This is a genomic window from Kitasatospora sp. NPDC059146 (assembly GCF_042786665.1).
GTDB lineage: Bacteria > Actinomycetota > Actinomycetes > Streptomycetales > Streptomycetaceae > Kitasatospora.
The window spans coordinates 1-18,608 of the sequence record NZ_JBHZCY010000126.1 but is presented as its reverse complement, the minus strand read 5'-3'; the positions used below and the strand labels follow the sequence as shown (position 1 = coordinate 18,608).

The following is an 18,608-nucleotide window of genomic DNA, read 5'->3' as shown; positions in this document are numbered from 1 at the left end:
CCACTCCATCGCACCGCCATTCTGCGGCTCGACCGCTCCACCCTCCCCCGCAACCCCACCGCACGTCTTCCGCACGAGCCCCTACGCACCACCGGAGTTGACCAGATGACCGTCACCCTCGGCGTCCACGCCAGCAATCCCACGCTCTACTACCTCGCCCGGTTGCCCTACCTGGACGAGGAGTTGGCCCCGCTCGGGGAGAGCGGCGCGTTCCACCACTACACCGACGGGACCCGTACCGGCGAGCTGCTCGCCGACGGCACCATCGACTTCGGCGGCACCGGCTCGACCCCGCCGATCACCGCCCAGGCGGCCGGCCACGACCTGGTGTACGCGGTGGTCTCCGCACCCCGCCCCGACCACGGCGCACTGCTCGTCCTGGACGGCGGACCGGTCCGTACGGTCGCCGACCTCAAGGGCGGCACCGTCGTGCTGGGCGTCGGCTCCTGGCAGACCCACCTGCTCGCCAAGGCCCTGGACGCGCACGGGCTTTCGTACGGTGAGGACGTCACACCGGCGCGGCCGGTGGCAGGGGAGGACCAGGCCCGGAGGCTGCGCGAGGGCGAGATCGCGGGCTGGATCGCCCAGGGCGCCGAGCTCGCCGCGGCCCGTCGCAGTGGCGAGTTCCGCGCGCTGGTCCGCACCGGGGACGTCATCACCGACCGCTCGGTCTTCTTCACCCGCCGGGACTTCGCCACCGACCGCCCCGAGGTGGTCGCCGCGATCACGACCGCGCTGCGCCGGGCGGACGCCTGGGCGGCCGCCCATCCGGCCGAGGCGGCCGCGATCGCGGCCCGGGAGCTGGGCGGAACGGTCGCCGACTGGCGTGCCGCGCTCGTCGCGCTGCCCTGGCAACTGGAGCCGGCCACCGACGCGTTCGTGGCCGAGCAGCAGGAGGCGGCGGACATCTTCCACCGGGTCGGCTTCATCGACCGCGCGCTGACCGTCGCCGACGCCCAACTGTCCGCTCTGGAGGCCCCGGTGGCCGCCGTACTCGGGAAGGACCGCTGAGCCGTGGCCTCCGAAGTCCTCTGGTACATCATCCCGCGCGAAGGACACTACCCGTGGGAGCCGTCCGGCCGACGCCCGGTGGACCTGCGGTACCTGCAGCAACTCGCGGGCAGTGTCGAGCGCTTGGGCTACACCGGCGCGCTGCTCGCCACCGACCTGTACGACGTCTGGACGCTCGGCAGCGCGCTCGCCGCGGCCACCGGGCCGGCCTTCAAGCCGCTGCTGGCGGTCCACCCCGGACTGGTCTCGCCCACCCTGCTCGCCAAGATGGCGCTCAGCTTCGACCACCTGCACGGCGGGCGGCTGCGCTTCAATGTGGTCAACGGCTCCACCGCGCAGCTGCGCGAGTACGGTCTGGACGTCGAGCACGACGACCGCTACCGGCTCAGCGCCGAGTACTGGTCGATCGTCAAGCGCCTCACGGCCGGCGAAGTCTTCGACCACGAGGGCGAGTTCTACCGGTTGAAGAACGCGGGTGCGAGCCTGCGCGAGCTCACCCCGGCGCAGCCCGGTGGCATCCCGCTCTGGTTCGGCGGCAGCTCGCCGGCCGGCATCGAGATGGCCGCCGAGCACGTGGACGTCTACCTGACCTGGGGGGAGCCGCCGCACCTGCTCAAGGAGAAGCTCGACCTGGTCCGCGAACGCGCCGCCGCGCACGGACGGAGCCTGCGGATCGGGCTGCGGCTGCACCTGATCGTCCGGGACACCGAGGAGGAGGCCTGGGCCGCCGCCGACCGGTTGCTGGACGTGACGAGCGAGGCGACGTACGCCCGGCAGCTGGGATCCGCCGAGGGGGAGGACGGCGTCGGGTGGCAGCGCCAGTTCCGCCAGCACGGCGGAAGGGTCCCGGCGCGCGCCCGGGAGCTGGAGGCCTACCCCAATCTCTGGCCGGGCATGAGCCTGTTCCGGCCCGGTCCGGGGACGGCGGTGGTCGGGTCGACGGCCCAGGTGGTCGAGCGGTTGAAGGAGTTCGAGGCGCTGGGCGTCGACACCTTCATCCTCTCCGGGAACCCGCTGCTGGAGGAGGCCCATCGAGTAGCGGAAACGGTTCTTCCAGCCTTGGGTATTCGCCGCTGACGGCCCTCGGCCGCTGGCCGACGGGTGACGGATGTCGACGAACAGATAACAGATAACAGCTGACAGATTTCGAAATCTGTCAGCTGTTATCCGTCACCCGTCACCCGCCGCAGTGCCCCGTCACCCCAACCAAGTTCCCGTCACACGCTCAGCCGGTCGATCTCGGCCAGCTGCTCCTCCGTCAGCGGCCCGCCGGCCAGTGCGTCGAGGTTCTGGTCCAGCTGGTCCACGCTGCTCGCACCGATGATCACCGAGACCACCCGCGGGTCCCGCAGCACCCAGCACAGGGCGAGCTGGGCCAGCGTCTGTCCGCGCTTCTCGGCGACCTTGTTCAGTGCCCGCAGCTGGTCCAGCTTCGACTCGGTCAGCACCTCCTCGGTCAGGAACTTCCCCACCGACATGCGCGAGCCGGCCGGGACCCGGCCCGAGAGGTACCGGTCCGTCAGCAGTCCCTGGGCGAGCGGCGAATAGGCGATCAGGCTGGTCCGGGTGTCGCCCACCGCCTCCAGCACGCCGCCCTCCTCCACGTTCCGGTTGAGGATCGAGTACGCCGACTGGTTCAGCAGCACCGGCGTCCCGAGCTCGCGCAGGATGGCCACCGCCTCCCGGTGCTGCTCCGCCGGGTAGTTGGAGATCGCCGCGTACAGGGCCTTGCCCGAGCGCACCGCGCTGTCCAGCGCCCCCATCGTCTCCTCGATCGGGGTGTCCGGGTCGTAGCGGTGCGAGTAGAAGACGTCGACGTAGTCCAGCCCCATCCGGCCCAGCGACTGGTCCAGGCTGGCCAGCAGGTACTTGCGGCTGCCGCCGTTCCCGTACGGGCCGGGCCACATGTCCCAGCCGGCCTTGGTGGCGATGAACAGCTCGTCGCGGTACGGCCGGAAGTCCTGCGCGAACAGGTAGCCGAAGTTGCGCTCCGCACTGCCGTACGGCGGCCCGTAGTTGTTCGCCAGGTCGAAGTGGGTGACGCCCCGGTCGAAGGCCCGGCGCAGCACCGCCCGCTGCACCTCCAGCGGCTGGGCGTCACCGAAGTTGTGCCAGAGCCCCAGTGAGACGGCGGGCAGCTGAACTCCGCTGCGGCCGGCCTTCCGGTAGGTCATCGAGGCATAGCGGTCATCCGCGGCGAGGTAGCTCATGCCGGACATCTTGCCAGTCGGCTCCGCCCGATCAAGTCCCTGGGAGTGTCTTGCCCCGCCTCCCTCCGCTGCTTATCCTCGCGGAGGACCAGGTGGGACGGCGCGGGGCCGGGTGCGGCCGCGCGCGGACGAGGCGGAGGGGGGAGCGTGATGGCAGTCCGGACCGTAGCGGCCGAGGCCACCGTGACCGTCGTGCCCCGCTGTTGTCGCCGTCACCGCCGCAGCACCGTGCGCTGACGCCGCCCGCGGGCCGCCAGGCCCGCCCCGGTCCGCCTCCGGTGCTGCCCGTCCGAGCGCAGCGCCGCCGTACCGCGCCTCCGCCGGTGCCACGCCCACCCTGTCGCGGACTCCCCGTCGCGGACTCGCCGTCACGGACTCCCCGTGACGGGCTCCGTACCTCGGGCTCCTCGCACCGGTCCCGCACCCCGCGTGTCCCGCATCCCGCGCGTCCCGCACCCGCAGCGCCCCGGACGGCCCAGCGCCGTTCCGTCGTCCGACCACCGAGCGCCCCTAGGAGACCGCCGTGCGGTTCACCGTCTCGTCCCTCGTCGCCAACGCCCCCGATCCCGTCACCGGCATCCACCGCACCCCGCAGCAGAAGCTGTGGAACGTGGTCGACCAGGCCGTCCTCGCCGAGCAACTCGGCTACGACGGCTACGGGGTGGGGGAGCGGCACGGCGAGCCGTTCCTCTCCCCGGCGCCTCCCGTGCTGCTGAGTGCGATCGCCGCCCGCACCAGCACCATCCGGCTGTTCACCACGGTGACGGTGCTCAGCATCCTGGACCCGGTCCGGGTCGCCGAGGACTACGCGATGCTCGACCAACTCTCCGGGGGCCGGATCGAGTTGATCATCGGCAAGGGCAACGACCCGCGCCACTTCGGCCTGTTCGGCCTCCCGGAGGAGCGTCAGTGGGAGGCGCTCGCCGAGAACTACGCTCTGCTGCACCGGCTCTGGCGGGAGGAGAAGGTGACGTGGCGGGGCTCGACCCGTCCGCCGCTCACGGAGGCCACCGTGTCGCCGCGCCCGCTCCAGGACCCGATCCCGGTCTGGCACGGCAGTGCGACCAGCACCCGCTCGACCGACCTCGCCGCCCGCTACGGGGATCCGCTGTTCTCCGCCAACTCCTTCCATCCGCTGGCCAAGTACCGGGCCCTGGTGGAGGACTACCGCGAGCGCTGGGAGCACTACGGCCGCGACCCGAAGGAGGCCCGGGTGGGCGCGGGCTTCGGCGGACTGTACGTCGCCAGGCGCTCGCAGGACGCGGTGGAGGGCTACCGGCCGTACTGGGAGGCCATGGTCAACTCGGCCGCGGGCAAGCACAACAACTCGCCGTTCCGTTCACTGGAGGACGCGCTGGAGGAGGGTTCGGCCCTGGTCGGCAGCCCGCAACAGGTGGTCGAGAAGATCCACCGCTACCACGAGGCCTTCGGCAACGAGGTGGTCGGGATCGGGGTCGACGCGCTCACCGAGGAGGTGCAGCGGGAGCAGTTGGAGTTGTTCGCGGCCGAGGTGGCGCCGGTGATCCGGCGCGAACTGCCCTGAGCGCCCGCCCGCGCCGGGCGCCGCGCACTCCCTACGCGGCGTGACGCTCGACACCGTGCGTAACGTGACGCGCGCCACCGGGCCGGGCCGAATGCCGTTGGCCGGCGCGGGGGATGACGAACGGTCGAGGGGCCGTGGCCGCCGGGGGGCGGCGCACGGCCCTCGGTCTTTCCTCCGCCTCCGCCGAAGTCGCCCGAAGTCGCCCGAAGTCGACCGAAGCCGGCCCCACCCCTGGTGGCACCGCGCCCACCCCTGGTCCCGCCCGCCGTGCCGGAGAAACCCCTTCCATCTGTACCTACTGGTATGTACAGTGGAGCCATGACCACCCAGGACCGCCTCATCGAGAGCACCCAGGCCCTCCTCTGGGAACGCGGCTACGTCGGCACCAGCCCGAAGGCCATCCAGCAGCGCTCCGGCGTCGGCCAGGGCAGCATGTACCACCACTTCGACGGCAAGCCCGACCTCGCCGCCGCCGCCCTGCGCCGCAGCGCCGAGCAGCTGCGGGGCATCGCCGAGGCCGACCTCGCCGCCCCGGGCACCGCGTACGACCGGATCGCCGCCTACCTGCACCGCGACCGCGAGGTGCTGCGCGGCTGCCGGATCGGCCGGATGGCCCAGGATCCTGACGTGGTCGCGGACCCGCAGCTGCGGGCCCCCGTCGAGGAGACCTTCGACTGGCTGCGCGGCCGGATCGCCGAGCTGGTCGCCGAGGGCCAGGCACACGGCGAGTTCGCCGCCGGCCTCGACCCGGCGGACACCGCCGCGGCCGTGGTCGCCGTCGTCCAGGGCGGCTACGTCCTGGCCCGCGCCGCGGACAGCGCCGCCCCCTTCGACCAGGCCGTCCGCGGCGCCCTCGGCCTGCTGGGCGCCCACCGCCGGGCCTGACCGGAGACGGCGACTCGACGGCCGACACCCGCCCCCGACCCAGGGAGCCCACCGTGCACGCCATGCAGTACGAGATCACCCTTCCCGCCGACTACGACATGGCCGTCATCCGTCGGCGCGTGGCCGACAAGGGCCACCTGCTGGACACCCATCCCGGCCTCGGCCTCAAGGCGTACCTGGTCCGCGAACGCGGCCAGGACGGCTCGCCGGTCAACCAGTACGCGCCGTTCTACCTCTGGCGCACCGCCGAAGGCATGAACCGCTTCCTCTGGGGCCCGGGCTTCCGCGGCCTGAGCGCCGACTTCGGCCGCCCGGTCGTCCGCCACTGGCTCGGCGCGGGCCTGGCCGAAGGCGACCGGACGGAGGCCCCGAGCACCGCCACGCGTACGGTCGTCCGGCTCCCGGAGAGCGCCGATCCGGCCGAGGCCGTCGAGCGGGCCCTCGCCGAGCTCCCGGCACACCCGTCGAACCCCGCCCTGCACACCGCGGCCGTCGCCGTGGACCCGAGCCGCTGGGAACTGCTCAGCCTCGCCCTGTGGTCCGGTCCCGCCCCGGACGACGCGCCCGGCACCCGCTTCCGGGTGCTGCACCTGTCCCGCCCCGAACTCGACCGGCTGCCGGCCGGCCGCCACTGGTGAAAGGTCCCCACACCGCGATGCCCGCCACGATCCCCACCACCCCCACTGCCCCCACTGCCCCCACCGCCATGGCCCCCGCCGACCTCACGCCGGCGCCGCTCGACCGCGAAGCCGGCTACGCCCTGCTCGCCGAGCTCGCCGGTCCGGCCGCCGCCGGGACCCTCGGCGGCCTGGACGCGATCGCCCCGGGCTTCGCCGACTGGATCGTCACCAGCCTCTTCGGCGGCACCTACCAGCGCCCCGGCCTCGCCCTGCGCGACCGCCAGATCGCCAACCTGGCCGCGCTCACCGCCCTCGGCGGGGTCGAGCCGCAGCTCGCCGACCACGTGCGCAACAGCCTGCGGATCGGGATGAGCCGCGAGGAGATCACCGAGGTGATCGTCCACCTGGCCCCGTACGTCGGCCTGCCCAAGGCCCTGGCCGGCCTCCGGGTCGCCACCGCCACCTTCGCGGCGTCCGCAGCCCCGGCTTCCGAAGCCCCGGCGGCCGACACTCCCGTGACCGACGCCTCGGCGGAGGACGTGGCATGACCGCCACCCGCACCGTACGCACTGTCCTGGGCGACCTCGCCCCCGGCGAGCTGGGCGTCACGGACTCCCACGACCACCTCTTCATCCGCAGCCCCCTGCTCCCCGGTCAGGAGCTGGACGACCCGGTCGCCGCCGAGGCGGTGCTGCGCGAGTACGCCGCGGCCGGCGGCCGCTCCTTCGTCCAGTGGACCCCGCAGGGCATGGGGCGCGGCGCGGGTTCCCTCGCCGCGCTGTCCCGCGCGACCGGCGTCCACCTGGTCGCCGCCACCGGCGCGCACCAGGCGGTCCACTACCCTGAGGACCGGTTCTCCGCCGGCACCCCCGCCACGACCGGCACGACCGGCACCCCCGGCACGACCGGCGCCCCCACCGCGTCGGCCGACCTCGCCGAGCACTTCGTCACCGAGCTCGTCACCGGGCTCCCCGGCGCCCCCGAGGGCGTCCGCGCCGGCCTGATCAAGATCGCCGACGACGCGGGCCCGCTGACCGGGCACACCCGCCGGACGGCGGCCGCCGCGGCCGAGGCGCACCACGCCACCGGCGCCCCGATCGCCGTTCACCTCGAACCCGAGGGCGACCCGCACGGCATCCTGGACCGGCTGCACGGGCGGCACGGCGTCGACCCCGACCGGATCCTCCTCGGCCACCTCACCCGCTTCACCGACCGGTCGCTGCACCGCAGCCTCGCCGCCGAGGGGGCCTTCCTCGCCCTGGACAGTCCCTCGCGGATCGGCCACCCCGCCGACCTCCAGGCCTTCGAGGTGATCGCCGACCTGGTCGAGGCGGGCCACGCCCACCGGCTCCTGCTCGGTGCCGACACCACCACCCGGACGGCCCGCGAGGTCGGCGGCCCCACCCGGCTGCTCACCGACCTCGTCCCGCGACTGGCCCGCACCTTCGGGCCCGAGCTGTGCGACCTGCTGCTGGTCACCAACCCGGCGGCCGCCCTCGCCGCGGACTGGCGCACCCCCTGAGGCGCACCCCACGGAGGGCCCCGAGACAGCCCCTGATGTGCTCCCTGATGCGGTCCCTCGTGTGGCCGAGTCCGCCCGCTGGGGTTTGAATCCGAAGAGCCCCTGTCCGGACCACGCCCCAGAGAGGCGGTTCCGACGATGCACTCGTGGCTCGCCCCCGCCCGGCTCGCCGTCGCGGCCTTCCTCGTCGTCGCGCTCTGCTTCTCCGGCTACCGCGCGGCGACGGACGGCTCCGGGGTGGTGAACTTCCTCAGCTACTTCACCACCCTCGCCAACCTCGCCGGAGCGGCCGTCCTCGGCTACGGCGGCTGGGCCGGGCTGACCGGCCGCCGGCCCGTGCCGGACGCGGTGCGCGGCGCGGTGCTGCTCTACCTGGTGGTCACCGGGTTGGCGTACGGCACGCTGCTGGCGACGTACCCGGCGCCGCTGGTGATCCCGTGGGTGGACGACGTGGTCCACCGCGTGATGCCGCTGCTCGCGCTCGCCGACTGGCTGGTCGACCCGCCCGCCCGGCCCGTCCGGGCCCGGACGGTGCTCGGCTGGCTCGGGTTCCCGCTGCTCTTCGTGGCGTACGCGCTGCTCCGCGGCCACGCCGCGGGCTGGTACCCGTTCCCGTTCCTCGACCCCGCCCGACACGGCGGCTACCGCCGGATCGCGGGGGCGTGCTTCCTGCTGGCGGTGGCGTTCCTGCTGCTCGGGGCCGCGCTCGCGGCGGTCGGCAACGCCCTCGCCGCCCACCGCGACGCCCGGCGGGGCGTGGCGTCGAACGGCCGGCACGCCCGCGCCCGGGCGACCGGCTGAGAGCGACTGGCTGAGACTGACCCGCTGACGGCCGTCGCCGCCCGCCCGTACGGTGGCAGCCGTGCCGACCATCCGGACCTCCACCCGGTGGCCCTGCCCGGCGGCACCCCGGCCGGACCGGTCGACAACGCCTGTGAACGACGGCGTCTGAGCACGAGGGGGCCCGAGAACGAGGACGCCGACGGGGCCCGTGCCCGATGGGGGAGGGCACGGACCCCGCCGGCGACCGGACCGGGGGCTCACATGTGGGTGCCGCCGTCGATCCGGAGCTCGGTGCCGGTGACGAAGGCGCCGTCGTCGGAGGCCAGCATCGCGATCACGCCGGCCACCGTGTCCGGGCCCGCGAAGCCGTGTCCGAGGGCGGGGGAGAGCTTGGCCAGCAGGATGAAGTCGGCGTCGGCGGGCAGGCCCGGGTTGTTGGTCATGCCGCTGTCGATGCTGCCCGGTGCGACGCAGACCGCGCGCAGGCCCTGCTTCGAGTACTCCGAGGCGATCGCGTGGGTGAAGGACTGGATGCCGCCCTTGGTCGCGGCGTACGCGGCCATGTAGGGGTGGGCGAAGCTCGCGGAGGTGGAGGAGAAGTTGACCACCACGCCCTTGCCGGTGGCGAGCAGCGCGGGGAGTGCCTCGCGGGTCATCAGGAAGGTGCCGGTCAGGTTCACCGCGAGGAGCTTGTTCCAGAACTCCAGCGTGGTCTCGTGGGTGTGCGAGGAACGGAGGATGCCGGCCGCGTTGACCAGGACGTCCAGACCGCCCAGGCCCGCGACGGCCTCGGCGACGCCCGCCATCACGGCGGCCTCGTCCGAGATGTCCAGGACCTGGATCGTCAGGCGGTCGGCGGTGCCCTCGGCGGTCGCGCGGTCCAGGGTCTTCTTCAGGCCGTCCTCGTTGACGTCGACGGCGACGACCTTCCCGCCCTCGGCGAGGATCCGGTGCACGGTCGCCTGGCCGATGCCAGAGCCGCCGCCGGTGATCAGGACGTTCCGTCCGCTGAAGCGCTCCATGGTGGTACTCCTTCGTTCGTGGTCTCTCGACCTCAAGAGGCACGGTACGCCCATGTGGCACGTTGTGCCAAGAAGTCTCGATGTGCCACCTGGGCGCGATGCGTCGGGACCGTGATCGCTTGCGTACGCTGACCCCTGTGACCGGACGCCCGACCCTGACCCAGCGCCGCCGTGACGCCACCCGGCTGGAGATCGCCCGCACCGCCGCCGCGCTCTTCGCCGAGCAGGGCGCCGAGGCGACCACCGCCGAGGAGATCGCCGCTGCCGCGGGCGTCTCGCTGCGCACCTTCTACCGCTACTTCTCCGTCAAGGAGGACGCCGTCGCCCCGCTGCTGGCGGCGGGCGGGCAGCGCTGGGTGGACCTGCTGGCCGAGAGTCCGGCGGACGTCCCGCTGCGCGAGGCGCTGGAGCGCTCGGCAGTCGAGTCGCTCACCCCGGCCGACGACGAGGCCGTCGAGGCGATGCACTGGACCCGCGACCTGCTGCGCGACCCGCGGCTGGACGGCACCTGGCAGCGGGTCCATGCCGCGTCGGAGGCGCGGCTGCGGGGCGTGCTGGCCGCCTGCTGTCCGGACGGCGCCGATCCGCTGGAGGTCCGGCTGGCCGCGGCGGCGGCCACGGCGGCGATCCGGGTGGCCCTGGAGCAGTGGGCCGGCTCCGATGCCGCCGTCACCGGCCCCGGGTCCCCGCAGGACCTCGGCGCCCGCTGCATGCGCGAACTCACGGCGGGGCTGCGCCTGTGGGCCCGGCCGACGGGGGAGTAGCGACCCAGCGGTGAGCGGATGACAGCGGACAGATGACAGCAGCCGGATGACGGATAACAGATAGCGGCGAACAGATGACAGAGAACAACTTTCGAAATCTGTTATCTGTTATCCGTTCGCTGTCATCTGTTATCTGAAAGTTGAAATCTGTCATCTGTTCGCCGCTTGCCCACAGCCCCCGATCAGCTTCCTCCCAGCTCCCGCTAGGGTTGGTGCGCGCGCCCCGGTGGGGGAACCGGGGTGACCTCCTCGGATGTCCCTGAGCGGAGGGGGCGGGAGTTCGAGGCGTGGGAGCAACTGGAACATGGGTCTGACGAGCCACAAGGTGCTGGCACTGGCCGTGCTGATGGCGGTCGTGGTGATGGTCGGCACGGTCTGGCTCTGGCCCAGACTCGCCCGGAAGAGCTGGCAGGCGGTGCTCGGCCGGATCGGCGCGCTGCTCGCGACCCAGCTGGCGGTGCTCGCCGCGCTCGGGCTGGTGGCGAACAACTACTTCGCCTTCTACAGCAGTTGGGACGACCTGATGGGCACGGGCAGCACCGGCCCGGTCGTCATCCACAACAAGGCGGACGCCTCCGGCCGACTGCTGGTCGAGACCATAGGCCAGGCGTCGGTCAAGGGCGGCGGCGCGATGGGCCGTGAGCCCGGCCAGTCCGGCGAGATCCGCAAGGTCCGGATCGACGGCAAGGAGAGCCGGCTGTCGACCGAGGGCTTCGTCTACCTGCCGCCGCAGTACTTCCAGCCCGAGTACGCGCAGAAGCAGTTCCCGGCCGTGATCGTCAGCACCGGATTCCCAGGAATCGCCGAGAACCTGATCACCCGCTTCAACTACCCGGGCGCCGCGCTCAAGCTGCTGCAGGAGGGCCGGATGCAGCCGACCGTCATGGTCCTGATGCGTCCCTCGCCCGCCCTGCCGCAGGACACCGAGTGCGAGGACATCCCGGGCGGCGCCCAGTCCGACACGTACTTCACCAAGGACGTCCCGTCGGCGATCCAGGCCAGCTACCGGGTCTCGGCCGACCCCCGGGCCTGGGCCTTCATGGGCAACTCCACCGGCGGCTACTGCGCGCTCAAGCTGGCCATGCGCCACCCGGACGTCTTCCCGACCGCCGTGTCCCTGTCCGGGTACTACGAGGCGGCCGACGACCCGACCACCGGCGACCTCTTCGGCGGCAGCAAGCAGCGCCGCGACGAGGCCGACCTGATGTGGCGGTTGAAGAACATGCCGCAGCCGGACGTCTCCGTGCTGCTGGCCGGCACCAAGAAGGGCGACGGCAACTACAAGCACGACACCGAGGCGTTCATCGACGCCGCGAGGAGCCCGATGAAGGTCTCCTACAGCATGCTCGAGAACGGCGGCCACAACTTCGAGACCTGGAGCGCCCTGCTGCCGTCCTCGCTGGAGTGGCTGTCCCAGCACCTCAAGGTCCCGAACCAGCCGGGCCACCCGGGCCAGACCGTCTGACGGCGCCGCCCGCGGAACGCACCGAACCCCCGGAAGCCTCGGCTCCCGGGGGTTCGGTGCGTTCCGGCGCCGGTCAGGCGACCCGTTCCAGCGTCCCGGTGTGCAGCTGGCCGACCCGGCCGCCCTCGCCCTCGAAGGTCCAGAAGGCCCGTACGGTCAGCGCGTTGAGGTCCATCACGTGACTGACGGTGATCCCGCTCTGCTCCGTCCAGCTGATGAAGTAGATCTCCGGCGCGACCTCGGCGACGTGCAGCCGCACGTCCTCCCACTGGCCCGCCGACTCACCGAGGCCCTCCCAGCGCAGCCGGGTGCCGTCGGCCGAGTAGGAGTTGCGGAAGGCCGCGCCGTTGTCGGCCCGGAAGACGTAGGTACGGCCGGCGAAGGCGGGCAGGGACGCGGTCATGGTGGGGCGGAACCTCTTCTCTGGAACGGGGGACGGGTCGTACGGCTCCGGCCGGTGCTCTTGTGCACCGCGGAAAATCCCAGGGCTCCAATTTATCCGATGGGGCGGACTCGGGCGGCTCCACGCCACGGCGGTCACACACGGTCCGCCACCGCCGCGCCGCGCACCGTGTGTGACCCCCATCCCGGGCGGGCCCGGCGGGGCCGCGGGTCGGCGTCGGCTCCATTGATCAACTCGGCCGCCACGCAGCGTCGTTGATCGACACCACTGTGAGCTGCGCGACAACCGGCCCCATGAGGTTGTCCGTCCACGGACGGCCTGCCTAGCCTGCAGTCGTCGTCCGCTGTCGCGGACCCCGCCGCCGGGACGCCGAGTCCCGTCCACCCGCCGGCGAGTACCCGAGCACCACAGCGGACGGGAGCGGGGGAACCAAGGTCAGCGCCCGGCCCGTACGCACCAGCGTGCGGGGCGTGGCTAGGGGTGAAGCCGCTCCACAGGCGGCCGGGCAACTGCAGCCCGAATCCGACAGCTCACCTCGCAGGCGTGGCAGAGGACCCCCATGCACCAGCCTGCCCGGCGCCGTCGCGCGCCCCGCCACGCCCGTCCGTCCCACCGTGGCCGCAACACCGCCCTCGCCACGACCGGGGCGCTCGCCATCACCGGTGCCGGCCTGCTCGGCCTGCCGTCCGTCTCCGGCGCCCAGGCCGCCACCGGCCCGACCGTCACCCAGGACCGCCTCGCCCCCGCCACCATGGTCGCGGGGAAGGCGGGCACCGCCTCGCTGGCGTTGCACTCCTCGTCCTGCTTCACCGCCAAGACCGTCGGCGTGGGCGTCCGCGACGCGCGCGGCACCAACCTGGACTTCCCGGGCAACGCGAGCAACGTGCAGATCTGCCCCGGCGGACTCACCTACACCAGCGCCGCCCGCACCCTGGCCGCCGGGACGTACACCCAGTTCGGCTTCTGGCAGGACCTCGGCGGCGCCTGGCACAACCTGCCCTCGCAGCAGCTGGTGGTCTCGGCCACGGGTACGCCCACGCCGACCCCGTCCCCGACGGCGAAGCCCACCCCCTCCCCGACCGCGACCGCGAGCCCGACGGCGAAGCCCACCGCGACCGCGTCCCCCACCGCGTCCCCGACCGCGAGCCCGACCGCGACGCCGACCCCCACCGCCACGGCCACCCCGACGACCCCGGCGTCGTCCTCCCCGATCGCCGGCAAGTCGCTGACCTGGTCCGACGAGTTCAACGGCCCGATCAACTGGGGCCAGCGCTGGGTCGGCGACAAGAGCACCTCGTACAAGTACGGGAACCACAACCCGGACGACAACAAGCTCGACTGGCTGAACAAGAACAACGTCACCGTCGCGAACGGCGTCGCCACCTTCACCGCCACCCCGGGCGGGCCGACGCTGGAGAACGGCAAGCAGTCCTGGAACACCGGCTTCCTGACCACCGAGGGCTCCGCCGAGGGGTTCCAGGTCAAGACCGGCGACTACGCCGAGACCCGGGTCAAGCTGCCCGCCGGTACCGGCGCCTGGCCCGCCCTGTGGACCTGGAAGAACGGCAACGGGGAGATCGACTCCTTCGAGTACCACCCCGACAACCCGAACCTGCTGGAGCTGACCAACCACGTCAACCCCGGCAACCCCGACTACTACACCGACGCGAGCGCCATCGGCACCGACCAGTGGGTGACCATCGGCACCTACTACGGCGCCAACTCGGTGGACTGGTACGTCAACGGCGTCAAGGTGTTCTCGGACGGCAAGGGCGTCGGGGCCAACTTCTCGGCGTACCTGATCCTCAACCTCTCGGTGAGCGCCGGCAAGTACCACCCGGCCCCGCAGGGGAACACCCCGATCACCATGGCCGCCGACTACGTCCGCGTCTACCGGTAACCACGAGCCCGCCCCACCGGTCACCGGAGGTCCGGCAGCCGCTCGCCGGCGGCCGGTGACCGGTGGGGCGATCCGTCGCGTCAGTCGCCCGCCGTCTCGACGACCTTGATGTCGAACTCCTCCCGGTGACCCCTGCCGCCGGGGTCGTCCGCGCTGCGCACCTCGACCGAGCCGCCCTCCAGGATCCCGAGCTCCAGGTCGTCGGAGAGCCGGACCGGGACGAGGGCGGTCACGCTGCGCCCGTCCGGCAGTCCGGGACCGAACACGCAGCGCACCTGCCTGCCGCGCGAGATGACCGCGCAGTTGTCGGGGAAGTACGGGCCCTCCGGGGTCACCCCGTTCGGCAGGGTGACCGTGATCGTGAGCGGTGAGGCGGTGGTGTCCGGGCCGAGATTGGCGACGAAGGCGTGGATGGTGGTGGCGCCGCCGGGCGGCGCCGGATCCGGGTCGATCCGGACCACCTCCAGGTGGGAGCGGGACGTCTTGGCGACCACGGCGGGCAGAGTGGACGCCTCGGGCGCCCCCGGCGCGACGGTCCCCAGATCCGGGCGCGGCACCGGGTGCCGCACCGCCCAGGAGGGCCCGGCGGCCAGTGAGGCCACCGCGCAGCCCGCCGTCACCGCCGCCAGCAATCCGGCCCGGCCGAACCTCCTGCGCCCCGCGCCGCCCCGTACTCCGTGCTGCTCCACGCCGTCCACCCTGCTCCCACGCTCCGGCGGCCCGCGCTGTCGCGGGCCGCGCCCGCACCAGGGTGTCCGAGCCGTGGCCGCGATAGCGGCACAACTCGCCCGCCGCCACTCGAACGGCGGGCACCGGTCCTCGCCGGATCTACCGTTCGCCTGAAAGGGGTTGACGGAACGTCATGGCGCCAGGACCTGCCCCAGCCGGGCCGCGATCTGGTGCATCACCGGCACCAGTGCGGACGCCCCCGCCTGCTCCTCCAGCGCCCGGATCCGGGCCTCCGGGCCGGAGACGGAGAGCGCGGTGGGCGTCGGCGCGCCCGGGACGGCGAGCGCAATGCAGCGGACGCCGATCTCCTGCTCCTGGTCGTCCACCACGTACCCGCGCTCGCGCGCCTCGGCGAGCTGGTCCATCAGCTCCTGCGGGTCGGTGAGGGTGTACTCGGTGTGGGCGGGCAGCGGGTTGGGGCCCAGGACCGCGCGCGCCTCGTCCTCGGGGAGCTGGGCGAGCAGCGCCTTGCCGACGCCGGTGCAGTGCGGCTGGACCCGCCGTCCGACCTCGGTGAACATCCGCATCGAGCGCCGGGACTGCACCTGTCCGACGTACACCACCTCGCCGCCCTCCAGCACCGCCAGGTTGGCGGTCTCGCCGGTGGCCTCCATGAGCTCGGCCAGGTACGGGCGGGCCCAGCTGCCGAGCAGGCGGCCGGAGGTCTCGCCGAGCCGGATCAGCCGGGGGCCGAGGGTGTAGCGGCGCGCGGTGTCCTGGCGGACATAGCCCTGCTGGACGAGGGTACGAACCAGTCGGTGGATGGTCGGCATCGGGAGGCCGGAGCTGGTGGAGAGCTCACTGAGGGTGGCCACGCCGCCCGAGTCGGCCAGCGCCTCCAGGAGTTGGAAGGCGCGCTCGACGGACTGCACGCCGCCGCTCGCGCGGTCGGCGCCTGTCGTCGATGCTGTGTCGGGGGTCGCAACCACCGGCGTTCCCTTCGCTGTCGGGGAGGAGTAGAGTCCCGGCGACCTCTTCAACAAACCGTTGAAATTCTGTATCGCGGAAACTAGTCTCCACCTTACAGAATCGAACCCGCCGACAGGCGGGTAACGATCGAGGAAGTTCCCGAGGAAGTTCCCACCGGAGCTCCCTTCGCCAGGCTCAACCGTCTTAGGAGTGTCCTGCTCATGGCTGCAGCTCAGGGGCCCGTCGGCGCCTCCCCCGCCGCTCCGGTCGTCACTGTCGCCGGACCGCGCGTCCATCGGGCCGAGGAGGTGCTCACCCCGGAGGCGGTCGCCTTCGTCGTGGGCCTGCATCGTGCCTTCGAGGGCCGTCGACAGGAGCTCCTGACGAGGCGGAAGGGCCGACGCGCCGAGATCGCCCGCACCGGCACGCTGGACTTCCTCCCCGAGACCGCCGACGTCCGGGCCGGCGACTGGACGGTCGCCGAGGCGCCGCGCGCCCTCCGGGACCGCCGGGTCGAGATCACCGGGCCCACCGACCGCAAGATGGTCATCAACGCGCTCAACTCCGGGGCGCGGATCTGGCTCGCCGACTTCGAGGACGCCACCTCCCCGACCTGGGAGAACGTGGTCAGCGGCCAGGTCAACCTGATCGATGCCTTCGAGGGCCGGATCGACTTCACCAGCTCGGCCGGCAAGGCCTACGCCCTCAAGCCCGCCGCCGAACTCGCCACCGTCGTGGTCCGCCCGCGCGGCTGGCACCTGGACGAGAACCACCTGCTGGTCGACGGCGTTCCGGTGGCCGGCGCGTTCGTCGACTTCGGCCTGTACTTCTTCCACAACGCCGCCCGGCTCATCGCCAAGGGCGCCGAGGACCCCAACTCCGGCCCGTACTTCTACCTGCCGAAGACCGAGAGCCACCTCGAGGCCCGGCTCTGGAACGACGTGTTCACCCACGCCCAGGCCGCGTTGGGCATCCCGCACGGCACCGTCCGGGCCACCGTGCTGATCGAGACCATCACCGCGGCCTTCGAGATGGACGAGATCCTCTACGAGCTGCGCGACCATGCGGCCGGGCTCAACGCCGGGCGCTGGGACTACCTGTTCTCGATCGTCAAGAACTTCCGCGACGCCGGCGAGCACTACATCCTCCCGGACCGCAACAGCGTCACCATGGCCTCGCCGTTCATGGCCGCCTACACCCGGCTGCTGGTGCGGACCTGCCACCAGCGCGGCGCCCACGCGATCGGCGGGATGGCCGCGTTCATCCCCAGCCGCAGGGACCCGGAGGTCAACGCCGCCGCGCTGGAGAAGGTCAAGGCGGACAAGGACCGCGAGGCCGGCAACGGCTTCGACGGCTCCTGGGTCGCCCACCCGGACCTCGTCCCCGTCGCCCGGGCCTCCTTCGACGCGGTGCTCGGCGAGCGGCCCAACCAGAAGGACAACCCGGGCCCCGCCGAGCCGGTCACCGCCGTCGAACTGCTCGACATCGCCGGTGCCGGGGGCACCTGCACCCGGGCCGGACTGCACAACGCCGTCCAGGTCGGCCTCCGCTACATCGAGGCCTGGCTGCGCGGGCTCGGTGCGGTCGGCATCTTCAACATGATGGAGGACGCCGCCACCGCCGAGATCTCGCGCTCGCAGATCTGGCAGTGGATCCACAACGGGGTCGTGCTGTCCGACACCGGCGAGAAGGCCACCGCCGAGCTGGTCCGCACCCTGGTCGCCACCGAACTGGCCGAGCTGCGCGCCGAGTTCGGCGACGAGGCCTACCGGGCCGGCCGCTGGCGCGAGGCCGCCCAGCTCTTCGAACAGGTCGCCCTGGCCGAGGAGTTCGCGGACTTCCTGACCCTCCCCGCGCTTCCCCTGCTGGGCTGAGCACCAATCTATCCGCCGGCGCCACCGCTGCCGCCTGCCGGGCCGTAGCAGTTCCGCCGCCCTTTGCTCCGTTCCGTACGGCGACGAAATCCACCTGTCCTCTCGTCGCCGTGCGGAACGGTCTTTTTCGTTGTACGGCCTTGTACGGCCTTACCCTCCTGAGGAGTTCACCGATGGCACGCATCTTCTTCAACGGCCAGGCGATGGTCGGCGGACCGTTCCACGAGAAGGTCGCCGACGCCCTGATCGGCCCGGCCCGCACCGCGGCCGGCTACCGCTTCTTCTCCATCGACCACAGCGGCGGCACGGACGTCTGCCCGGGGCTGCTGGCCGACCCGTCCGTCGGCACCGCGATCGAGGGCGAGCTGTACGAGATCAGCCTGGAGCGCCTGCGGGACGTCATCCTGCCCGGCGAGCCCAGGGAGTTGGAGCTCGGTGTGATCGAGCTGGAGGACGGCTCCGCGTGCTTCTCGATGCTGCTCGCCCGCGGTGAGGTCGAGCGCGGGGTGCACCGCGAGATCACCCACCACGGCGGCTGGCGGGCCTACCTGGCGACGCTGGGGCGCACGGCCTGAGGCGGGCGGGCGGATGGCGGCGGCCAGGTGACAACTGACAGAAAACAGATGACAGCGAACAGATAACAGATGATGAAAGTTGTCAGCCGTTATCTGTTTGCTGTCATCTGTTCGCCGTTCCCCGTCCCCCCGTCCCGCCCCCGGGCACGCCGCGGCCCCGAACCCTCGCCGTGGGTTCGGGGCCGCGGTCCGCACGCCCGGACGGGCGTACGGAGTCCGGGTCACGCACCGTCCCTGGGCGCGCTCCGGAACCAGTGGGCCGGGCGGGCCGGTGGGGAGGTGCCGGCCCGCCCGCGGGGCGGGATACCGGCCCGGAGGCGACCTGCTTTGCCCCGCGGGGGCCCGCACGCCCGATCCGGTGCACGTTGGAGGTGGGCGGCGCGGCCGTGTGGA

At 72.6% G+C, this 18,608-nt stretch carries 18 protein-coding genes and 1 riboswitch; of the genes, 13 read left to right on the top strand and 5 right to left on the bottom strand.

The annotated features are described in order from the left end of the window. The first annotated feature begins 105 nt into the window (after positions 1–105). Together ACFXPX_RS35590 and ACFXPX_RS35585 are read left to right on the top strand one after the other, a co-directional pair. Complete coding sequence (locus ACFXPX_RS35590; RefSeq protein ID WP_380644524.1) at positions 106–1,011, top strand: ABC transporter substrate-binding protein; 906 nt, start codon at positions 106–108, stop codon at positions 1,009–1,011. 3 nt (positions 1,012–1,014) lie between these two features. Continuing rightward, positions 1,015–2,088 carry an LLM class flavin-dependent oxidoreductase gene (locus tag ACFXPX_RS35585; protein ID WP_380644523.1) on the top strand — a complete coding sequence of 358 codons (1,074 nt, stop codon included), beginning with the start codon at positions 1,015–1,017 and terminating at the stop codon, positions 2,086–2,088. Positions 2,089–2,228: 140 nt separating this feature from the next. Here the strand turns inward: ACFXPX_RS35585 and ACFXPX_RS35580 are convergent, their stop codons facing one another. Beyond that, complete coding sequence (locus ACFXPX_RS35580; RefSeq protein WP_380644522.1) at positions 2,229–3,221, bottom strand: aldo/keto reductase; 993 nt, start codon at positions 3,219–3,221, stop codon at positions 2,229–2,231. 523 nt (positions 3,222–3,744) lie between these two features. Between ACFXPX_RS35580 and ACFXPX_RS35575 the strand changes: the two genes are divergently transcribed. The 6 genes from ACFXPX_RS35575 to ACFXPX_RS35550 all read left to right on the top strand — a co-directional run bounded on the left by ACFXPX_RS35575 (position 3,745) and on the right by ACFXPX_RS35550 (position 8,592). Continuing rightward, entirely contained in the window at positions 3,745–4,764 is a 1,020-nt protein-coding gene (locus ACFXPX_RS35575; protein ID WP_375891420.1) for an LLM class flavin-dependent oxidoreductase, read from the top strand. Between the two features lie 318 nt (positions 4,765–5,082). Continuing rightward, on the top strand, positions 5,083–5,649 hold the full coding sequence (locus tag ACFXPX_RS35570) for a TetR/AcrR family transcriptional regulator (protein WP_380589967.1): 567 nt from the start codon (positions 5,083–5,085) through the stop codon (positions 5,647–5,649). Between the two features lie 53 nt (positions 5,650–5,702). Next, positions 5,703–6,287, top strand: coding sequence for a DUF4865 family protein (locus ACFXPX_RS35565; protein WP_375891424.1), 585 nt, complete (start codon positions 5,703–5,705; stop codon positions 6,285–6,287). Between the two features lie 17 nt (positions 6,288–6,304). Continuing rightward, positions 6,305–6,817 carry a carboxymuconolactone decarboxylase family protein gene (locus ACFXPX_RS35560; protein ID WP_380644521.1) on the top strand — a complete coding sequence of 171 codons (513 nt, stop codon included), beginning with the start codon at positions 6,305–6,307 and terminating at the stop codon, positions 6,815–6,817. Then, positions 6,814–7,791, top strand: coding sequence for a phosphotriesterase (locus ACFXPX_RS35555; RefSeq protein ID WP_380644520.1), 978 nt, complete (start codon positions 6,814–6,816; stop codon positions 7,789–7,791). Before ACFXPX_RS35560 ends, ACFXPX_RS35555 begins: the two co-directional genes overlap by 4 nt. Positions 7,792–7,929: 138 nt before the next feature. Further along, the gene (locus tag ACFXPX_RS35550) at positions 7,930–8,592 is read left to right on the top strand and encodes a Pr6Pr family membrane protein (RefSeq protein ID WP_380644519.1); all 663 of its coding nucleotides are present in this window, start codon (positions 7,930–7,932) and stop codon (positions 8,590–8,592) included. Positions 8,593–8,831: 239 nt separating this feature from the next. Here the strand turns inward: ACFXPX_RS35550 and ACFXPX_RS35545 are convergent, their stop codons facing one another. Continuing rightward, positions 8,832–9,596 (bottom strand): SDR family NAD(P)-dependent oxidoreductase, encoded by a 765-nt coding sequence (locus ACFXPX_RS35545; RefSeq protein ID WP_380644518.1) that lies wholly within the window; start codon positions 9,594–9,596, stop codon positions 8,832–8,834. 98 nt (positions 9,597–9,694) lie between these two features. Between ACFXPX_RS35545 and ACFXPX_RS35540 the strand changes: the two genes are divergently transcribed. After that, positions 9,695–10,360 (top strand): TetR/AcrR family transcriptional regulator, encoded by a 666-nt coding sequence (locus ACFXPX_RS35540; RefSeq protein WP_380644528.1) that lies wholly within the window; start codon positions 9,695–9,697, stop codon positions 10,358–10,360. Positions 10,361–10,664: 304 nt separating this feature from the next. Continuing rightward, entirely contained in the window at positions 10,665–11,825 is a 1,161-nt protein-coding gene (locus ACFXPX_RS35535) for an alpha/beta hydrolase (RefSeq protein WP_380644517.1), read from the top strand. Positions 11,826–11,898: 73 nt separating this feature from the next. Here the strand turns inward: ACFXPX_RS35535 and ACFXPX_RS35530 are convergent, their stop codons facing one another. Continuing rightward, positions 11,899–12,228 (bottom strand): MoaF N-terminal domain-containing protein, encoded by a 330-nt coding sequence (locus ACFXPX_RS35530; RefSeq protein ID WP_223243450.1) that lies wholly within the window; start codon positions 12,226–12,228, stop codon positions 11,899–11,901. 444 nt (positions 12,229–12,672) lie between these two features. Then, a riboswitch (cyclic di-AMP (ydaO/yuaA leader) is annotated at positions 12,673–12,780 on the top strand. A gap of 7 nt (positions 12,781–12,787) precedes the next feature. Here ACFXPX_RS35530 and ACFXPX_RS35525 point away from each other — a divergent pair. Then, positions 12,788–14,128: a hypothetical protein gene (locus tag ACFXPX_RS35525; protein WP_380644516.1), complete on the top strand. Its 1,341-nt coding sequence runs from the start codon at positions 12,788–12,790 to the stop codon at positions 14,126–14,128. 80 nt (positions 14,129–14,208) lie between these two features. On the opposite strand, the gene ACFXPX_RS35520 is transcribed toward ACFXPX_RS35525, so the two are convergent. Together ACFXPX_RS35520 and ACFXPX_RS35515 are read right to left on the bottom strand one after the other, a co-directional pair. Beyond that, positions 14,209–14,817: a hypothetical protein gene (locus ACFXPX_RS35520; protein ID WP_380589988.1), complete on the bottom strand. Its 609-nt coding sequence runs from the start codon at positions 14,815–14,817 to the stop codon at positions 14,209–14,211. 171 nt (positions 14,818–14,988) lie between these two features. Next, positions 14,989–15,786, bottom strand: coding sequence for an IclR family transcriptional regulator (locus ACFXPX_RS35515; protein ID WP_380521128.1), 798 nt, complete (start codon positions 15,784–15,786; stop codon positions 14,989–14,991). Positions 15,787–15,987: 201 nt separating this feature from the next. Between ACFXPX_RS35515 and aceB the strand changes: the two genes are divergently transcribed. Next, entirely contained in the window at positions 15,988–17,640 is a 1,653-nt protein-coding gene (gene aceB / locus ACFXPX_RS35510) for a malate synthase A (protein WP_380644515.1), read from the top strand. Between the two features lie 173 nt (positions 17,641–17,813). Then, complete coding sequence (locus ACFXPX_RS35505; protein WP_380644514.1) at positions 17,814–18,215, top strand: gamma-glutamylcyclotransferase; 402 nt, start codon at positions 17,814–17,816, stop codon at positions 18,213–18,215. Positions 18,216–18,608 lie beyond the last annotated feature (393 nt).